Origin of the sequence: Citrobacter sp. Colony219 (assembly GCF_019382635.1) — a bacterium.
Taxonomy (GTDB): domain Bacteria; phylum Pseudomonadota; class Gammaproteobacteria; order Enterobacterales; family Enterobacteriaceae; genus Citrobacter; species Citrobacter youngae.
On the sequence record NZ_CP080033.1, the window covers coordinates 414,664 to 432,471 of the forward strand.

At 51.3% G+C, this 17,808-nt stretch carries 16 protein-coding genes, 1 rRNA gene and 1 pseudogene; 10 read left to right on the forward strand and 8 right to left on the reverse strand.

The window, feature by feature from the left end; all coding sequences use genetic code 11:
• Positions 1-14: 14 nt before the first annotated feature.
• Positions 15-130, forward strand: a 5S ribosomal RNA gene (rrf, locus tag JTI85_RS01835).
• Positions 131-277: 147 nt separating this feature from the next.
• Here the strand turns inward: rrf and mobB are convergent.
• Together mobB and mobA are read right to left on the reverse strand one after the other, a co-directional pair.
• Positions 278-787: a molybdopterin-guanine dinucleotide biosynthesis protein MobB gene (mobB, locus tag JTI85_RS01840; RefSeq protein WP_115644184.1), complete on the reverse strand. Its 510-nt coding sequence runs from the start codon at positions 785-787 to the stop codon at positions 278-280.
• Positions 784-1,368, reverse strand: a complete 585-nt coding sequence (mobA, locus tag JTI85_RS01845; protein WP_124022003.1) for a molybdenum cofactor guanylyltransferase MobA — start codon at positions 1,366-1,368, stop codon at positions 784-786. The genes mobB and mobA overlap by 4 nt, the downstream gene beginning before the upstream one ends.
• Before the next feature lie 69 nt (positions 1,369-1,437).
• Here mobA and JTI85_RS01850 point away from each other — a divergent pair, with 69 nt between their 5' ends.
• From JTI85_RS01850 to dsbA, 3 genes are all read left to right on the forward strand, one after another.
• The gene (locus tag JTI85_RS01850; protein ID WP_003028616.1) at positions 1,438-1,707 is read left to right on the forward strand and encodes a YihD family protein; all 270 of its coding nucleotides are present in this window, start codon (positions 1,438-1,440) and stop codon (positions 1,705-1,707) included.
• Between the two features lie 76 nt (positions 1,708-1,783).
• Positions 1,784-2,770: a serine/threonine protein kinase gene (locus tag JTI85_RS01855; RefSeq protein WP_101741987.1), complete on the forward strand. Its 987-nt coding sequence runs from the start codon at positions 1,784-1,786 to the stop codon at positions 2,768-2,770.
• Positions 2,771-2,786: 16 nt separating this feature from the next.
• Complete coding sequence (gene dsbA, locus JTI85_RS01860) at positions 2,787-3,410, forward strand: thiol:disulfide interchange protein DsbA (RefSeq protein WP_003028621.1); 624 nt, start codon at positions 2,787-2,789, stop codon at positions 3,408-3,410.
• A gap of 13 nt (positions 3,411-3,423) precedes the next feature.
• Here the strand turns inward: dsbA and JTI85_RS01865 are convergent, their stop codons facing one another.
• The gene (locus JTI85_RS01865; RefSeq protein WP_233610596.1) at positions 3,424-4,287 is read right to left on the reverse strand and encodes an acyltransferase; all 864 of its coding nucleotides are present in this window, start codon (positions 4,285-4,287) and stop codon (positions 3,424-3,426) included.
• On the opposite strand from JTI85_RS01865, the gene JTI85_RS21180 reads away from it, so the two are divergent.
• The gene (locus JTI85_RS21180; RefSeq protein WP_225807950.1) at positions 4,172-4,417 is read left to right on the forward strand and encodes a hypothetical protein; all 246 of its coding nucleotides are present in this window, start codon (positions 4,172-4,174) and stop codon (positions 4,415-4,417) included. The two genes, JTI85_RS01865 and JTI85_RS21180, sit on opposite strands and share 116 nt — an antisense overlap.
• A gap of 306 nt (positions 4,418-4,723) precedes the next feature.
• Positions 4,724-7,510, forward strand: a complete 2,787-nt coding sequence (gene polA / locus JTI85_RS01870) for a DNA polymerase I (protein ID WP_200045112.1) — start codon at positions 4,724-4,726, stop codon at positions 7,508-7,510.
• Positions 7,511-7,843: 333 nt separating this feature from the next.
• Here the strand turns inward: polA and yihA are convergent, their stop codons facing one another.
• The gene (gene yihA / locus JTI85_RS01875; protein ID WP_003840416.1) at positions 7,844-8,476 is read right to left on the reverse strand and encodes a ribosome biogenesis GTP-binding protein YihA/YsxC; all 633 of its coding nucleotides are present in this window, start codon (positions 8,474-8,476) and stop codon (positions 7,844-7,846) included.
• A 209-nt stretch (positions 8,477-8,685) separates the two neighbouring features.
• On the opposite strand from yihA, the pseudogene JTI85_RS01880 reads away from it, so the two are divergent.
• The 3 genes and pseudogenes from JTI85_RS01880 to hemN all read left to right on the forward strand — a co-directional run bounded on the left by JTI85_RS01880 (position 8,686) and on the right by hemN (position 11,112).
• Positions 8,686-8,934 (forward strand): annotated as a pseudogene (locus tag JTI85_RS01880) (hypothetical protein).
• Positions 8,935-9,040: 106 nt separating this feature from the next.
• Positions 9,041-9,550 (forward strand): Der GTPase-activating protein YihI, encoded by a 510-nt coding sequence (yihI, locus tag JTI85_RS01885; protein ID WP_239505706.1) that lies wholly within the window; start codon positions 9,041-9,043, stop codon positions 9,548-9,550.
• Positions 9,551-9,738: 188 nt separating this feature from the next.
• A complete protein-coding gene (hemN, locus tag JTI85_RS01890) occupies positions 9,739-11,112 on the forward strand; it encodes an oxygen-independent coproporphyrinogen III oxidase (RefSeq protein WP_115601219.1) in 1,374 nt (457 codons plus the stop codon).
• A gap of 90 nt (positions 11,113-11,202) precedes the next feature.
• Here hemN and JTI85_RS01895 read toward each other — a convergent pair whose 3' ends face one another.
• The 4 genes from JTI85_RS01895 to glnA all read right to left on the reverse strand — a co-directional run bounded on the left by JTI85_RS01895 (position 11,203) and on the right by glnA (position 15,604).
• Positions 11,203-11,313, reverse strand: coding sequence for a YshB family small membrane protein (locus JTI85_RS01895; RefSeq protein WP_086523820.1), 111 nt, complete (start codon positions 11,311-11,313; stop codon positions 11,203-11,205).
• A 112-nt stretch (positions 11,314-11,425) separates the two neighbouring features.
• Positions 11,426-12,835, reverse strand: coding sequence for a nitrogen regulation protein NR(I) (glnG, locus tag JTI85_RS01900; RefSeq protein WP_048214050.1), 1,410 nt, complete (start codon positions 12,833-12,835; stop codon positions 11,426-11,428).
• Positions 12,836-12,845: 10 nt separating this feature from the next.
• Positions 12,846-13,895 (reverse strand): nitrogen regulation protein NR(II), encoded by a 1,050-nt coding sequence (gene glnL, locus JTI85_RS01905; RefSeq protein ID WP_005121842.1) that lies wholly within the window; start codon positions 13,893-13,895, stop codon positions 12,846-12,848.
• A 299-nt stretch (positions 13,896-14,194) separates the two neighbouring features.
• Complete coding sequence (gene glnA / locus JTI85_RS01910; protein WP_003028638.1) at positions 14,195-15,604, reverse strand: glutamate--ammonia ligase; 1,410 nt, start codon at positions 15,602-15,604, stop codon at positions 14,195-14,197.
• Positions 15,605-15,983: 379 nt separating this feature from the next.
• Between glnA and typA the strand changes: the two genes are divergently transcribed.
• Positions 15,984-17,807, forward strand: coding sequence for a ribosome-dependent GTPase TypA (gene typA, locus JTI85_RS01915; protein WP_003028641.1), 1,824 nt, complete (start codon positions 15,984-15,986; stop codon positions 17,805-17,807).
• Position 17,808 lies beyond the last annotated feature (1 nt).

Here is a 17,808-nt window from a genome sequence, read left to right on the forward strand (position 1 = left end):
GATAACAGAATTTGCCTGGCGGCTGTAGCGCGGTGGTCCCACCTGACCCCATGCCGAACTCAGAAGTGAAACGCCGTAGCGCCGATGGTAGTGTGGGGTCTCCCCATGCGAGAGTAGGGAACTGCCAGGCATCAAATAAGTGAAGAAGCCCATCCTGACGGATGGGCTTTTTTACGTCTGTATTTCCGGATAACCAGGCTGTTGTAGGCCTGATAAGCGTAGCGCCGTCAGGCACTCCCGGCGCACATTGCCGGATGGCGGTTTCGCCTTATCCGGCCTACGGGTGGGTACGCAGCCAACTAACAATAAACTCGACGATGCTGTTTAGATCATTGAGGTCCAGAATCGGCACACCTACATCCAGCGCAACGTCGCTGGCCACCGCAATAGTGTGCTCATCAATAGACAACTCAGCAATGCTGTGCCCTGCCGCTTCACGAAACAGCAATATCTTCGCGACAGGTTCATGCTTAAAGCCTTCAACAAGCACCATATCTAACGTCGAAGCATCCATCCGGCTAACCAGATAGGCCAGGTCCAGTTCGGGCTCTTCAGGTGTTTCAACCATTAACGCCCAACGTTGCTTACTGGCAACCAGCGTTTGCGCCGCTCCGGCTTTGCGTAACTCATAGCTATCTTTACCGGGCTTGTCGACATCCATCTTGTGATGAGTATGCTTAATCAATCCGGGACGTATACCTCTGGCACGTAGTTCCGGGATCAATTTTTTGAGCAGCGTGGTTTTTCCCGTGCCGCTCCATGCCGCAATGGCGAGTAATGGGATCATGATTTTTCCTGCCATTTTGCGAGCTCTTCGGGGGTGTTCACGTTTACGAACGCATCTTTATGATCGCTGAAATCGACAGCATGACCGCCAGCCAGACGCATAAAGACCATAACGCGTCGTTCACCGGACTGAAGATAATCCTGCAGCAAAGGCTGCATAGAGCGGTGCATCAGCGCAATGGTTGGGTGATCTCTTTCACCATCATGCACCCAGACAACCGGTGCAGCTTTGCGCTGTTCCTTCAAACGTGTGACCAGATCGTGAGGAATATAGGGCATATCGCACGGGCAGAATAGAAACCAGTCTCCTGTTTGTTGCAGGAATACCGACAGCATTCCGGCCAGTGGACCAGGATAATCGGCCAATGAATCGGGGATCACTTTCAGGCCGCTTTGCTGGTAAATCTCCCGGTGGCGATTAGCATTGACCACCACGGTTTCGACCTGCAAAGCGAGAATGTCGGCCACATGTCGCCAAAGAGGTTTTCCGTCCAGCTCAAGCAAACCTTTATCGGTTCCGCCCATCCGTCTGGCCTTACCACCTGCCAGCACAACCCCTGTTATTGCACTATCCAGAATCACTGATATCGCCTCTTTTAATGTGGGATTGACCCTGCTAACGTATCCGTATTGAGCCTAAGGAGCACAACCATGAAATGTAAACGTCTGAATGAAGTTATTGAACTCCTCCAGCCAGCCTGGCAGAAAGAACCCGATCTAAACCTGATGCAATTTTTGCAGAAACTGGCGCAAGAGTCAGGTTTTGACGGCGAACTGGCGGATTTAACTGATGACATTCTGATCTATCACCTGAAAATGCGTGACTCGGCGAAAGACGCGGTCATCCCAGGTATTCAGAAAGATTATGAAGAAGATTTTAAAACTGCACTACTCCGCGCACGTGGCGTAATTAAAGAGTAAAAGCTTGTAATCGCCACCACCGAAAGCGCTGCGAAATGATATCCTGAATCATTCGTAGTATTTTCCGGATGATGGGATGAACGACAACGCTTTTAATTTCCAGACGCTACACCCGGATACCATCATGGATGCACTGTTTGAGCAGGGGATCCGGGTGGATTCCGGGCTTACCCCGCTTAACAGCTATGAAAACCGTGTCTATCAATTCCAGGACGAAGACCGTCGACGTTTTGTCGTTAAGTTTTATCGCCCTGAACGTTGGTCTGTCGATCAGATCCAGGAAGAACACCAGTTTGCTCTGGAACTGGTGAGCGATGAAGTCCCGGTCGCTGCGCCGCTAGTACTAAACGGCCAAACGCTGTTAAGTCATCAGGGTTTTCATTATGCGATCTTCCCCAGCGTCGGCGGGCGACAGTTTGAGGCCGACAACATCGATCAGATGGAGGCGGTGGGTCGCTATCTGGGGCGTATGCATCAGACCGGCTGCAAGCGTACTTTTGCCTTTCGCCCAACGATTGGCCTTGAAGAGTATCTGACTGAGCCGCGTAACGTTTTTGAACACGCACCGCTGATCCCATCAGGGCAAAAAGCGGCCTTCCTTAAGGCAACGGATGCGCTGATCGCACTCGTTACCGATCGCTGGCATACGCGTTTTAACACATTACGCCTGCACGGTGATTGCCATGCCGGTAATATTTTGTGGCGCGATGGCCCGATGTTTGTCGATTTAGATGATGCTCGTAATGGTCCGGCTGTTCAGGATTTATGGATGCTTCTCAATGGCGATAAAGCTGAACAACGTATGCAGCTTGAAACCATTATCGAAGCTTATGAAGAGTTTAGTGAGTTCGATACTTCTGAAATCGGACTGATAGAACCTTTACGCGCTATGCGTTTAGTTTATTATCTTGCCTGGCTAATTCGACGTTGGGCTGACCCTGCGTTTCCAAAAAACTTCCCGTGGTTAACCGGGGAAGATTACTGGCATCGTCAGACTGCGACCTTTATTGAGCAGGCAAAAATTCTGCAAGAGCCCCCCTTACAATTAACGCCAATGTATTAATCGGAGAAACTTGAACATGAAAAAAATATGGCTGGCGCTGGCTGGTATGGTTTTAGCTTTTAGCGCATCGGCAGCGCAGTTCCAGGATGGTAAGCAGTACATCACACTGGAAAAGCCTGTTGCGGGTGAACCGCAGGTGTTGGAGTTTTTCTCCTTCTACTGCCCACATTGCTACCAGTTTGAAGAAGTGCTTCACGTGTCTGATAACGTGAAGAAAAAGCTGCCGGAAGGCACCAAGATGACCAAATACCACGTCGAATTTCTGGGGCCTTTGGGTAAAGATCTGACGCAGGCATGGGCGGTTGCTATGGCGCTGGGCGTTGAAGATCAGGTCACTGTTCCGCTGTTTGAAGGGGTTCAGAAAACTCAGACCGTTCAATCTGTTGCAGATATCCGCAAAGTGTTTGTCGACGCAGGTATTAAAGGCGAAGACTATGATGCGGCATGGAACAGCTTCGTGGTGAAATCACTCGTGGCGCAGCAGGAAAAAGCGGCGGCTGACTTGCAGCTGCAGGGCGTGCCGGCGATGTTTGTTAATGGCAAATATCAGGTCAACCCGCAGGGTATGGACACCAGCAGCATGGATATCTTTGTACAACAGTATGCGGATACCGTGAAGTATCTGGTCGGTCAGAAGTAAAAGCAAAAGCCGGTCACTGACCGGCTTTTTTATTTGAGGCTTTAATTGCATCGAGCTGCGCGTCTTTCTCACTCCACAGCGTATTTAGCCATAGCTGAAACCGACGCTTGAATCCCTTATCGTTTACGTAATCACCGTGCAACTCTTCATGGATTGGCTCCAGATTCACCCGCACGACAATCCGCGTTAACTTACCGCTCAGCATATCGTAGAACGGTCGGCTGCTGTTTTCCGGATAGCACAACGTGACGTTCAACATTTTATCGAACTGTGACCCCAGGACGTTCAAGGCCATCGCAATACCGGCCGCCTTGGGAGGAAGCAGGTTTTGATAGGGTGAACGGGTTTGCTCGCGTTTTTCTTTGGTAAACCGTGAACCCTCAACAAAATTCACAATGGTTGTTGGATGCGCACGAAATTTCTCGCAGGAACGACGCGTTGTTTCGACATCTTTACCGCGCCGTTCCGGGTGGCGAAGCAGATAACCACGCGAATAGCGTTTCATAAACGGCATATCCAGCGCCCAGCAGGCCAGGCCAATAAAGGGTACCCAGGCTAACTGCTGCTTGAGGAAGTATTTATTCATCGGGATGTGCTTACGGAATAGAACGCAAAGCACAACGATATCAGCCCAGCTGTAATGGTTACAAATGAGCAGATACCAATTTTTCTTGCTAAGACCTTCCAGCCCCTCGATATCCCACTTTAATCGTGGATTAAGGTGCAGCAGTAGCGCCAGACCTTCACACCAGCAATACATCATGAAATTACAGAAGACAGAAACCTTGCGCCAGACGACAGGAATGGGCAAAAGGAGTTTTACAACCCCTGCAAGGATGATCGGCACAGAACAAAAAATCGTGACCAATATGGTCAATACGATACTCAGCAACAGCGTTATCGCAGCGAGTATTCTCGTCATAATTAAATTATTCAAAAGGTTAGCCATAGATAGTGCGCTAAATGAGGCGCAAGGGGCTGATTTTATCAGAAAACGAACCAAATGATGGATCTTCGCTGAATAGAAAAAACAGGAATATCTATCCACATCAGGATATAAGCTGTAAAAATGGAATAAAATGCTGCGTCTTTATTTAATGCTTTGAAATTTATATAAAAAAATTATGAAGTGATAATTTTGTTGCTACATTTAAAGAGCTGAAAATTATTTATTCACAAAGTTATCCACAGCACGCTTTGCGAGCAACGCAGAAGATCTGCAAAAGATTTTCGACAAATGCGGCGAAAAACTCATGTTTTCATCCTGTCTGTGGCATCCTTTACCCATAATCTGATAAACAGGCACGGACATTATGGTTCAGATCCCAGAAAACCCACTTATCCTTGTAGACGGTTCATCTTACCTGTATCGCGCATACCACGCGTTCCCGCCGCTGACGAACAGCGCAGGAGAGCCTACTGGTGCGATGTACGGCGTCCTCAACATGTTGCGTAGCTTGATTCTGCAATATCAACCTACGCATGCAGCGGTGGTATTCGACGCTAAGGGTAAAACCTTCCGTGATGAATTATTCGAACACTACAAGTCGCACCGCCCGCCAATGCCGGACGATTTACGTGCGCAGATTGAACCTCTGCATGCGATGGTAAAAGCGATGGGGCTGCCATTGCTGGCGGTTTCAGGCGTGGAAGCGGACGATGTCATCGGTACGCTGGCACGTGAGGCAGAGAAGGTGGGGCGTCCGGTGCTGATTAGCACCGGCGATAAAGATATGGCTCAGCTGGTGACGCCGAATATCACCCTCATCAACACTATGACTAATACGATCCTTGGTCCGGATGAGGTCGTAAATAAGTACGGTGTTCCGCCTGAATTGATCATCGATTTCCTGGCGCTGATGGGGGACTCCTCAGATAACATTCCAGGTGTACCAGGCGTGGGTGAAAAAACGGCTCAGGCGTTGCTGCAGGGGCTGGGTGGGTTGGATACTCTCTATGCGGAATCCGACAAAATAGCAGGACTGAGCTTCCGTGGTGCCAAAACCATGGCAGGCAAACTCGAGCAGAATAAAGAAGTGGCGTATCTCTCGTATAAGCTGGCTACCATCAAAACGGATGTTGAGCTGGAATTAACCTGCGAGCAGCTGGAAGTGCGCCAACCAGCAGCAGAAGAACTGCTGGGCTTGTTTAAACAGTATGAATTCAAGCGTTGGGTTACTGACGTTGAAGCCGGTAAATGGCTACAGGCGAAAGGGACGAAACCGGCAGCTAAACCGCAGGAGACCATCGTTGTCGATGAAACGCCTGAGGAACCTGCCACGGTGCTTTCCTACGACAATTATGTGACGATTCTGGACGAAGCAACGCTGGAAGAGTGGATTGCAAAGCTGAAGAAAGCGCCCGTCTTTGCCTTTGATACTGAAACTGACAGCCTGGACAACATCTCCGCGAATCTGGTTGGCCTGTCTTTTGCCATTGAGCCAGGTGTGGCTGCGTATGTTCCTGTCGCTCATGATTACCTGGATGCCCCCGATCAGATCTCTCGCGACCGCGCGCTGGCGCTCCTGAAGCCGCTGCTGGAAGATGAGAACGCGCATAAAGTTGGGCAAAACCTGAAGTACGATCGCGGTATCCTGGCGAACTATGGCATCGAGCTTCGCGGCATCACCTTTGACACCATGCTCGAATCCTACATTCTTAACAGTGTTGCAGGCCGACACGATATGGACAGCCTGTCAGATCGCTGGCTGAAACATAAAACCATCACCTTTGAAGAGATTGCCGGGAAAGGTAAAAACCAGCTGACCTTTAACCAGGTAGCACTGGAAGAGGCCGGGCGCTATGCCGCAGAGGATGCCGATGTTACGCTTCAGTTGCATCTGAAGATGTGGCCAGAACTGCAGAAGCACAAAGGGCCGCTAAATGTTTTCGAAAATATTGATATGCCGCTGGTTCCGGTTCTGTCCCGCGTTGAGCGCAATGGTGTGAAAATCGATCCGGCTGTTCTGCACAAGCATTCAGAAGAGCTGACGCTGCGTTTGAACGAGCTGGAGCAAAAAGCGCACGAGATTGCCGGAGAAGCGTTTAACCTTTCTTCCACCAAGCAGCTGCAAACTATCTTGTTTGAAAAGCAAGGTATTAAGCCGCTGAAGAAAACGCCGGGCGGCGCACCATCAACGTCGGAAGAGGTGCTGGAAGAGCTCGCGCTGGATTATCCGTTGCCGAAAGTTATCCTGGAATATCGTGGGTTAGCAAAACTGAAGTCGACCTACACGGATAAGCTTCCGTTGATGATCAACCCAAAAACCGGACGCGTACATACCTCCTATCATCAGGCGGTTACGGCGACCGGACGTTTGTCTTCAACCGATCCTAACCTGCAAAACATCCCGGTACGTAACGATGAAGGTCGTCGTATTCGCCAGGCATTTATCGCGCCAGAAGACTACGTGATTGTCTCTGCGGACTACTCGCAGATCGAGCTGCGTATTATGGCGCATCTCTCGCGCGATAAAGGCCTGCTTACCGCGTTTGCCGAAGGGAAAGATATTCACCGTGCAACGGCGGCAGAAGTTTTTGGTTTACCGCTCGATTCAGTGACCAGCGAACAGCGCCGCAGCGCAAAAGCCATTAACTTTGGTCTGATCTATGGCATGAGCGCCTTCGGTCTGGCGCGTCAGCTGAATATTCCGCGTAAAGAAGCACAGAAGTACATGGATCTCTACTTCGAGCGCTACCCTGGCGTGCTGGAATATATGGAACGAACGCGTGCACAGGCAAAAGAGCAGGGCTATGTAGAAACGCTGGAAGGTCGCCGTCTCTATTTACCGGATATTAAATCCAGTAATGGCGCTCGCCGCGCCGGTGCAGAACGCGCGGCAATTAACGCCCCGATGCAGGGTACTGCCGCAGACATTATCAAACGAGCGATGATTGCGGTGGACAGATGGCTGCAAACCGAGCAACCGCGTGTGCGTATGATCATGCAGGTGCACGATGAACTGGTGTTTGAAGTGCATAAAGATGACCTCGAAAGCGTCTCGAAAAAGATCCATCAGCTGATGGAAAACGAGACGCAAATTGATGTGCCATTGCTGGTGGAAGTTGGTAGTGGTGAAAACTGGGATCAGGCGCACTAAGGGTTTACTGAATAACGGCTCTTTTTCGTAACTAAGCAACATAAGATAGAACTTTTTGTGATGTCCATTAGAATTCCCTATGTAAGGAATGAAAAAAAATTACAAAAAGTGCTTTCTGAGCTGCTCAAAAAAGAGTAAAGTTATTCACGTAGGGTACAGAGGTAAGATGTTCTATCTTTCAGACCTTTTACTTCACGTAATCGGATTTGGCTGAATATTTTAGCCGCCCCAGTCAGTAATGACTGGGGCGTTTTTTATTGTGCGAAAGAAAAGTTTTGTACACGCTGTAGGCCGGATAAGACGCGCAGCGGCGCCATCCGGCAATACGGTGGGTTATTCCCCGTCCTGCATCTCTTCAATCGGCGCCAGCTCACTAAACCAGCTATCCAGCTTCTGCCGCAGTTTGTCCACACCCAGCTTTTTCAGTGATGAAAATGCTTCTACCTGCACATCACCGTTAAATGCCAGTACGGCTTCACGTACCATATTCAGCTGCGCTTTGCGCGCGCCGCTGGCCAGCTTGTCTGCTTTAGTCAGCAGCACCAGAACCTGAACGTTGCTCTCCACAGCCCACAGGATCATCTGCTGGTCGAGATCTTTTAGCGGGTGGCGAATATCCATCAGTACCACCAGACCTTGCAGGCTCTGGCGTTTTTCCAGGTATTCGGCCAGTGCGCGCTGCCATTTACGTTTCATCTCTTCCGGGACTTCGGCATAACCATAACCAGGCAGGTCGACCAGGCGTTTACCGTCCACAACTTCAAACAGGTTGATGAGCTGAGTACGGCCCGGCGTTTTAGATGTACGCGCCAGACCCTTTTGATTCGTCAGGGTATTTAGCGCACTGGATTTGCCTGCGTTGGAACGGCCAGCAAAAGCCACTTCTATACCGGTGTCGGAAGGTAAGTGGCGAATATCAGGCGCACTCATCACAAAGTGCGTCTGTTGATAATTCAAGTTAGTCAAAGCAGTCCTCTCCATCAATCAGGGCTTTGCAGCGATTATACCTGAACCCCAGCAAAAGGCTGGTTTTTCGACGAGTGGGCTGTGTGAGTAAAAACCCCGCGCTTTGTGAGACATTGCCGACAGTTTCTATACGAGATGACAGAGTAAAAAATGACAGAACTAAAATAAATCATAGAGTTACATTTGGGCGCTATTCTTAAAATCAGAAATTGTTACCCAGGTTACTTGTACGTTTAAACCAAAACGGTAAAGTAGCGTCCATAGCGAGGAAGCTGACAGGATAAACGACTCAGGATGAGGGTCAGGAGCGCCAGGAGGCGAAGACACAGGATTGTCAGGAAGACAAACGTCCGGAGACGTTAATAAAAGGAAATGGAAACAACACGGAATGTTGCAGGCTAAGGGAAAAACAGGGTGTGTTGATAGCCAACAGGGATAGTAGAGCCCGTAAGGGTTGAGAGTCAGGAAAAAAGGCGACAGATTACTCTGTCGCCTTTTTTCTTTATTTCTGCTAGATTCCGGCGCAATTATATACTGAATAAATACAGCCAAAGACGAATCATGATGAAACCAACTTCTACACCACGCGGTAAAGGTCCTGCAAAAGCGCGTCGTAAAACACGCGAAGAAATTAACCAGGAAGCTCGCGACCGTAAGCGCCAGAAAAAACACCGTGGTCATGCGGCGGGTAGCCGTGCGTCCGGTAGCGAAGGCGGTTCTGGTGGCGGAAACCAAAACAAGCAAAAAGATCCTCGTATTGGCAGCAAAAACCCCATTCCATTGGGCGTGACCGAAAAAGTCACCAAACAGCACAAACCGAAGAGTGAGAAACCTATGCTTTCACCACAGGCTGAGTTGGATTTACTGGAAACGGATGAGCGCCTGGATGCGCTGCTGGAGCGTCTTGAAGCAGGAGAAACCCTGAGCGCGGAAGATCAGGCCTGGGTTGATGCCAAGCTGGACCGCATCGATGAGCTGATGCAAAAGCTGGGTCTTTCTTACGATGACGAGGAAGAAGAGGAAGAGGAAGAAAAGCAGGAAGACATGATGCGCCTGCTGAAAGGCGGCAACTAACGATTTTACACCGTGGGTCTTCCCGTCCTGCTTATAACCCTTCCGGTTATATGTTATCTGGTGTGGTTATTCGTTAAACTACAGCGGTTGTCGCGGCGACAGAAGTGGCTGCGCAACCGGCTCATCACCCGCACTGGGGTTAAGCCGGTACGCCGTACCCGCCAGAGACGCCATCGGAAGGAGTGAGCATGTCAGAGCAGCTAATAGACTGGGACCTGGCCCTGATCCAGAAATATAACTATTCCGGGCCACGATATACCTCGTACCCGACCGCGCTGGAGTTTTCTGAAGACTACGGCACAGAAGCATTTCTAAAGGCCGTGGCGCGTTATCCTGAGCGTCCGCTCTCGCTATACGTTCACATCCCGTTCTGCCACAAACTGTGCTACTTCTGTGGCTGCAACAAGATTGTGACTCGCCAGCAGCATAAAGCCGATCAATACCTCGATGCCCTGGAACAAGAAATTATTCACCGCGCTCCGCTGTTCGTCGGACGCCATGTCAGCCAACTGCATTGGGGCGGCGGTACGCCAACTTACTTAAATAAAGCGCAAATCAGCCGTTTGATGTCGCTGCTGCGTGGTAATTTCAACTTTAACGATGACGCCGAAATCTCGATCGAAGTTGATCCGCGCGAAATTGAGCTGGATGTACTTGATCATTTACGTGCTGAAGGTTTTAACCGCCTGAGCATGGGGGTACAGGACTTCAACAAAGAAGTTCAGCGCCTGGTGAACCGTGAGCAGGATGAGGAGTTTATCTTTGCGCTGCTGAATCATGCGCGGGAGATTGGCTTTACCTCAACAAATATTGATCTGATTTATGGCCTGCCAAAACAGACACCGGAAAGCTTCGCCTTCACCCTGAAACGCGTGTCTGAGCTGAATCCAGACCGTCTGAGCGTCTTTAACTACGCGCACCTGCCAACGCTGTTTGCTGCCCAACGCAAGATTAAAGATGCTGACCTGCCCAGCGCGCAGCAGAAGCTGGATATTCTGCAGGAGACCATCTCTTCACTGACCGAAACGGGTTATCAGTTCATTGGGATGGATCACTTTGCCCGCCCGGATGATGAACTGGCCATTGCTCAACGCAAAGGTGTGCTGCACCGTAATTTCCAGGGTTATACCACCCAGGGCGATACTGATTTACTGGGGATGGGCGTATCGGCTATCAGCATGATTGGCGACAGCTACGCGCAGAACCAGAAAGAGCTGAAGCACTATTACCAGCAGGTCGACGAGCAAGGGAACGCACTGTGGCGCGGAATTACGCTGAACCGCGACGACTGCATTCGTCGGGATGTTATTAAGCTTTTGATCTGCAACTTCCGTCTCGACTATGCCGCCGTGGAACAGCAATGGGATCTCAACTTCGCTGATTATTTTGCCGAAGACCTGAAACTGCTGGCACCACTGGCGAAAGATGGGCTGGTGGATGTGGATGAGAAGGGGATTCAGGTTACGCCGAAGGGGCGCCTGCTGATCCGTAATATTTGCATGTGCTTTGATGCATATCTGCGCCAGAAAGCGCGCATGCAGCAGTTCTCCCGCGTCATTTAACCGGGTTGCCCGGTGGCGCTAACGCTTACCGGGCCCACACGTCGCGATAATCTGTAGGCCGGATAAGCGTTAGCGCCATCCGGCGCGCCTTCAGCTAAACAGCCCAACCAGCGCCGCACACAGCACTGCGGCAACCGCAGTTTGTGGCGTGTGGCTGTCGACTGAGCCGCTCGATAGCAGATTAATGATTGATTCCAGCATGATGACTTCCCCCCGTTTGCCGGGCACGATCATACTTAACTCATCGGAACAGTAAAGCGCAAAATAGCAGCAGTTTGCGCTCAATGATCAATCTTTACACAGTGACGAATCGTCACTCCATTCCGAGTTCTTTTAACTTACGCGTCAAGGTATTACGGCCCCAGCCAAGCAGGCGTGCGGCTTCCTGTTTGTGCCCCTGGGTATGACGTAGCGCGGTGGTCAACAGCGTGCGCTCCATCTCCGGTTGAGCCTCAGAAAGCAGGTTTTGATGACCGGAACGCAAGGCCCGGTCTGCCCACTGTGCCAACAGGGTTGCCCAGCTGTCCGGCTGCATGTGTGAAGGCGCATTGGGCACGCTGGCTTCAAACAGTTCGGCCGGTAAGTCCTGAATCAGCACTTCCTGCCCGGCGGCCATGACGGTTAACCAGCGGCAGGTGTTCTCAAGCTGACGCACGTTACCCGGCCAGGCCAGACGGGTCAGCGCCGCCTCGGTTTCCGGGTGTAATTGTTTGGCTTCAACGCCCAGTTCGCGCGCGGCCTCCTGCAGGAAATGACGTGCCAGACGGGGGATATCTTCCCGACGTTCACGCAGCGGCGGCAGATGCACGCGGATGACGTTCAGACGATGGAATAAGTCTTCGCGGAATTTGCCTTCCTGTACGCGCAGTTCCAGATTCTGGTGCGTGGCGGCGATGATACGTACGTCCACCTTCACGGGCGCATAGCCGCCAACGCGATAAAATTGCCCGTCGGCTAATACGCGCAGTAAACGCGTTTGCACGTCCAGCGGCATATCACCTATTTCATCGAGAAATAGCGTACCGCCGTCAGCCTGTTCAAAGCGCCCCTGGCGAATCGTATTTGCCCCGGTAAACGCCCCTTTTTCATGGCCAAACAGCTCAGACTCGATCAAATCTTTCGGAATAGCCGCCATGTTCAGCGCGATAAAGGGCGCTTTGACGCGCGGGCTATGACGATGCAACGCATGGGCGACCAGCTCTTTACCGGTCCCGGACTCTCCGTTAATCAATACGCTGATTGACGACCGGGACAGTCGGCCAATTATGCGAAAGACATCCTGCATTGCCGGCGCTTCGCCGATGATGTCAGTTGTTGGGCCGTTGATCTGAATATTGCGCGGTTGCTGCTGTTCCTGATAATGGCTGATGGCACGTTCGACCAGCGCCACGGCTTCATCGATATCAAAAGGTTTGGGCAGATAATCAAACGCCCCTTGCTGGTAGGCGCTGACGGCAGCATCCAGATCGGAGTGTGCGGTCATTATGATGACCGGAAGCATCGGATGCCGCTGTTTAATCTGTTTTAACAGCGTCAGACCGTCCATGCCCGGCATGCGAATATCCGACAACAGTACGTCAGGCGTTTTGCTGGCCAGCGCGTCCAGCACCTCTTTACCACTTTCAAATGTGGTACAGCTTAGCCCTGCCCCTGCGAGCGCACGTTCAAGCACCCAACGGATGGAACTATCGTCATCAACGACCCAGACTATTCCTCGTTGCATAAACGTCACCTTATTTCCTGATAGGCAGGTAAACCGAGAACTCGGTATGACCCGGCCAACTGGTAAATTCAATTTTGCCGGAATGTTGATCAATTAAATTACGGGCGATGGATAATCCAAGGCCGGTACCGCCTTCGCGACCGCTGACCATTGGGTAGAACAGCGTGTCCTGCAAATGCGAGGGAATACCCGGACCGTTATCCTCAACATCAATCCGTGCCGCCAGGCGATAACGTACGCCGTGCAGCGTGAGCTGAAACGCGGTGCGGGTACGCAGAATGATCTCACCGCCTTCCGGTCCCAACGCCTGTAAAGCATTGCGCACGATGTTTAACAGAACCTGCTCGATCTGGTCCGGATCGTGCAGTAATTCGGGCAGACTCGGGTCGTAATCACGAATCAGCGTGACGTTTTCCGGGAGCTCCATTGAGACCAGCGCCACCACGCGCTCCGCCACTTTGTGAATACTCTCTGTGACGTGCATACCAGGCTGTTGTGGTCCCAGCAGACGGTCGACCAGATTACGCAGGCGGTCGGCCTGTTCAATAATGACTTTGGTATATTCGGTCAGCGCCGGGTCCGGAAGCGCTTTGCTGAGTAGCTGCGCTGCGCCGCGTAATCCACCTAAAGGGTTCTTGATTTCGTGCGCCAGACCGCGCACCAGATCGCGGGCGGCAATCTGCTGGGCGTGCTGGAGCTGCTCCTGACTCAGACGGCGCTGGTTATCCATTGGCGCCATCTCCAGCAGGATAAGGCCATCAGGCAGCCTCTGAGCGGTCACTGAGAGGATATGTGAGTGGCTGTCTATCACCAGCGTCACTTCGTTATCCGTAAAGCCCTGGCCTGCTTCCAGGCTCTCTCGCATCAGTCCGATGTTTAAGGAGAAATAACTCAACAGATCGGGAAGCGGTGTACCAAACAGTTTGCGGGAGCTTTGGGCGAGCAGCTGCTGTGCCGCCGGGTTGGCGTAATGTACCGCCAGCTCATCGTCGACGAGTAAGATGCTGTTGATTAAAGAATTGAGGATCTGCCCAGCATCGGGCAGCGTGCCGGTTGCCATTCAGCAGTCTCCTGAAAAGTGTTGCACCAATTTAGTGCATTATAGCTTTTTACATCAAAAAAGCGCGAGAAAGCAGGTTGTTAGTGGAGAAAAAAGCCCATCCTGGGATGGGCTAAAAGTTCCACGGCAACTAAAACCTTCGTCTTTCTCCCGACAGCTGTGTTGGCTGCTTTCGCTCACCCCAGTCACTTACTTATGTAAGCTCCCGGGGATTCACTCAATTGCTGCCTTGCTGTAGCAAGAAATCCATTGGTTATTACATTCTCTGCACGTTTTTATGTGAGAGTGTAAAAGTTAAATTAAACGCTGTAGTACAGCTCAAACTCTACCGGGTGCGGAGTCATACGCACACGGTCATCTTCTTCGCGACGCAGCGTAATGTACGCATCGATCGCTTCATTGGTGAACACGCCGCCTGCAGTCAGGAACTCACGGTCCAGATCCAGTTCTTTCAGTGCTTCTTCCAGAGAACCTGCAACCTGTGGGATCTCTTTCGCTTCTTCCGGCGGCAGGTCATACAGGTTTTTGTCCATGGCTTCGCCCGGGTGGATCTTGTTCTTGATACCGTCAAGACCAGCCATCAGCAGCGCTGCGAAGCACAGGTACGGGTTAGCAGCCGGGTCCGGGAAACGCACTTCAATACGACGCGCTTTCGGGGAAGCAACTACCGGAATACGGATAGAAGCAGAACGGTTACGGGCAGAGTAAGCCAGCATTACCGGCGCTTCGTAGCCTGGGACCAGACGCTTGTAGGAGTTGGTGGTCGGGTTAGCCAGGGCATTGATCGCTTTAGCGTGTTTGATTACGCCGCCGATGTAGAACAGCGCCTGCTCAGACAGACCCGCATATTTGTCGCCAGAGAACAGGTTTACGCCGTTCTTGGACAGGGACATGTGGCAGTGCATACCGGAACCGTTATCACCGAACATCGGTTTTGGCATAAAGGTCGCGGTTTTACCGAAACGGTGTGCAACGTTGTGCACAACGTATTTGTAGATCTGAATTTCGTCCGCTTTTTTGGTCATGGTGTTAAAGCGGGTCGCGATTTCGTTCTGGCCAGCGGTCGCCACTTCGTGGTGATGCGCTTCAACAACCAGACCCATTTCTTCCATGATCAGACACATGGTAGAACGGATGTCCTGAGAAGAATCTACCGGAGGAACCGGGAAGTAACCGCCTTTCACGCCAGGACGGTGACCTTTGTTACCACCTTCGTATTTGGTGGAGGAGTTCCATGCGCCTTCGATGTCATCGATAGCCACGTGAGAACCGGAGATAGATGCGCCGAAGCGGATGTCGTCAAACAGGAAGAACTCTGGCTCTGGCCCGAACAGAACGGTGTCTGCTATGCCGGTAGAACGCAGATACTCTTCAGCGCGTTTTGCGATGGAGCGCGGGTCGCGGTCATAGCCCTGCAGCGTACCGGGTTCCAGGATATCGCAACGGATGATCAGGGTAGACTCTTCATAGAACGGGTCGATGAGTGCAGTAGACGCATCTGGCATCAGAACCATGTCTGATTCGTTAATGCCTTTCCAGCCACCGATTGAGGAGCCGTCAAACATTTTGCCTTCTTCAAAGAATTCGGCATTTACCTGATGAGCAGGAATAGTGACGTGCTGTTCTTTACCTTTGGTATCAGTGAAGCGCAAATCAACAAACTTCACTTCGTGTTCGTTCAGCATCGTCAAAACGTGTTCAGCGGACATACTTACTCTCCCGGATTGGTCATGGTCGTCGTGGTAACGAAGTCTTCAATTCTGCAAAAATTGGCCGTGTCGCCGTAAAAAATATAAAGCGAAATCTGTGCCAACTTTTAAATTGCCCCTAAAAGGCGTTATCATGCGCACTATCGTGCAAAGGGGCTGCACCATGAAGGTTGTATTGCACCATTATAGTGCTTTAATGTGAACATTAAGCACCATATTGGTGCAAAGCATGTCAGATTACCCCTTTTAACGCTCCGTGAATGTGATCACAAAGAAACTCTGCAATACTTGTTTGCGGAGGATGTTTGTGATCCTGTTTTGTACTGCGATTAATCCGTGTACAATAACGCGCTATTTCTAAAATGCCTGAGGCAAAGTTGTGATCGAAAATTTGCGTAACATCGCCATCATCGCGCACGTAGACCATGGTAAAACGACCCTGGTAGACAAGCTGCTCCAACAATCCGGTACGTTCGATGCACGTGCTGAAACCCAAGAGCGCGTGATGGACTCCAACGATTTGGAGAAAGAGCGTGGGATTACCATCCTCGCTAAAAACACCGCTATCAAATGGAATGACTACCGTATCAACATCGTTGATACCCCGGGGCACGCCGACTTCGGTGGTGAAGTTGAACGTGTAATGTCCATGGTCGACTCCGTGCTGCTGGTGGTGGATGCAATGGATGGTCCGATGCCGCAGACGCGCTTCGTGACCAAAAAAGCCTTTGCCCATGGCCTGAAGCCAATTGTTGTTATCAACAAAGTTGACCGTCCTGGCGCGCGTCCTGACTGGGTTGTTGATCAGGTATTCGACCTGTTCGTTAACCTCGACGCTACCGACGAACAGCTGGACTTCCCGATCGTTTACGCTTCCGCGCTGAACGGTATCGCAGGTCTGGATCACGAAGATATGGCTGAAGACATGACTCCGCTGTATCAGACTATCGTTGATCGTGTACCGGCCCCGAACGTAGACCTTGATGGCCCGCTGCAGATGCAAATCTCTCAGCTGGACTACAACAACTACGTTGGCGTAATCGGCATTGGCCGCATTAAACGCGGTAAAGTTAAACCGAACCAGCAGATCACTATCATTGATAGCGAAGGCAAAACCCGTAACGGTAAAGTCGGTAAAGTTCTGACTCATCTGGGTCTGGAACGTATCGAGAGCGATATTGCCGAAGCCGGCGATATCATCGCGATCACCGGTCTGGGCGAACTGAACATCTCCGACACCATCTGCGATCCGCAGAACGTCGAAGCGCTGCCGGCTCTGTCCGTTGATGAACCGACCGTAACCATGTTCTTCTGCGTAAACACCTCTCCGTTCTGTGGTAAAGAAGGTAAATATGTTACCTCTCGTCAGATCCTTGACCGCCTGAACAAAGAGCTGGTGCACAACGTTGCGCTGCGCGTTGAAGAAACCGAAGATGCGGATGCGTTCCGTGTATCCGGCCGTGGTGAGCTGCACCTGTCTGTTCTGATTGAAAACATGCGTCGTGAAGGTTTCGAAATGGCGGTTTCCCGTCCGAAAGTTATCTTCCGCGAAATCGATGGCCGTAAACAAGAGCCGTTCGAAAACGTAACGCTGGACGTCGAAGAGCAGCATCAGGGTTCTGTCATGCAGGCTCTGGGTGAGCGTAAAGGCGACCTGAAAAACATGAATCCAGATGGCAAAGGCCGCGTACGTCTTGACTACGTGATCCCAAGCCGTGGTCTGATCGGCTTCCGTTCAGAATTCATGACCATGACTTCCGGTACCGGTCTGCTGTACTCCACCTTCAGCCACTACGACGATGTTCGTGCGGGTGATGTGGGTCAGCGTCAGAACGGCGTACTGATCTCCAACGGCCAGGGTAAAGCAGTTGCGTTCGCACTGTTCAGCCTGCAGGACCGCGGTAAGCTGTTCCTGGGTCACGGTGCTGAAGTTTACGAAGGCCAGATCATCGGTATTCACAGCCGCTCTAACGACCTGACTGTAAACTGCCTGACCGGTAAGAAACTGACCAACATGCGTGCGTCCGGTACTGACGAAGCGACGGTTCTGGTTCCGCCGGTTAAGATGACTCTGGAGCAGGCTCTGGAATTCATCGATGACGACGAACTGGTAGAAGTTACTCCAACCTCTATCCGTATTCGTAAGCGTCACCTGACTGAAAACGATCGTCGCCGTGCAATGCGTGGCGCGAAAGAAGAGTAAT

Excerpts from the sequence above, each read along its gene's own strand:
- glnL (WP_005121842.1), bottom strand. The coding sequence starts at position 13,895 with ATGGCAACCGGCACGCTGCCCGATGCTGGGCAGATCCTCAATTCTTTA.
- yihI (WP_239505706.1), top strand. The coding sequence starts at position 9,041 with ATGAAACCAACTTCTACACCACGCGGTAAAGGTCCTGCAAAAGCGCGT.
- glnG (WP_048214050.1), bottom strand. The coding sequence starts at position 12,835 with ATGCAACGAGGAATAGTCTGGGTCGTTGATGACGATAGTTCCATCCGT.
- polA (WP_200045112.1), top strand. The coding sequence starts at position 4,724 with ATGGTTCAGATCCCAGAAAACCCACTTATCCTTGTAGACGGTTCATCT.
- JTI85_RS01855 (WP_101741987.1), top strand. The coding sequence starts at position 1,784 with ATGAACGACAACGCTTTTAATTTCCAGACGCTACACCCGGATACCATC.
- JTI85_RS01895 (WP_086523820.1), bottom strand. The coding sequence starts at position 11,313 with ATGCTGGAATCAATCATTAATCTGCTATCGAGCGGCTCAGTCGACAGC.
- dsbA (WP_003028621.1), top strand. The coding sequence starts at position 2,787 with ATGAAAAAAATATGGCTGGCGCTGGCTGGTATGGTTTTAGCTTTTAGC.
- JTI85_RS01850 (WP_003028616.1), top strand. The coding sequence starts at position 1,438 with ATGAAATGTAAACGTCTGAATGAAGTTATTGAACTCCTCCAGCCAGCC.
- hemN (WP_115601219.1), top strand. The coding sequence starts at position 9,739 with ATGTCAGAGCAGCTAATAGACTGGGACCTGGCCCTGATCCAGAAATAT.
- mobB (WP_115644184.1), bottom strand. The coding sequence starts at position 787 with ATGATCCCATTACTCGCCATTGCGGCATGGAGCGGCACGGGAAAAACC.
- glnA (WP_003028638.1), bottom strand. The coding sequence starts at position 15,604 with ATGTCCGCTGAACACGTTTTGACGATGCTGAACGAACACGAAGTGAAG.
- JTI85_RS21180 (WP_225807950.1), top strand. The coding sequence starts at position 4,172 with ATGAAATTACAGAAGACAGAAACCTTGCGCCAGACGACAGGAATGGGC.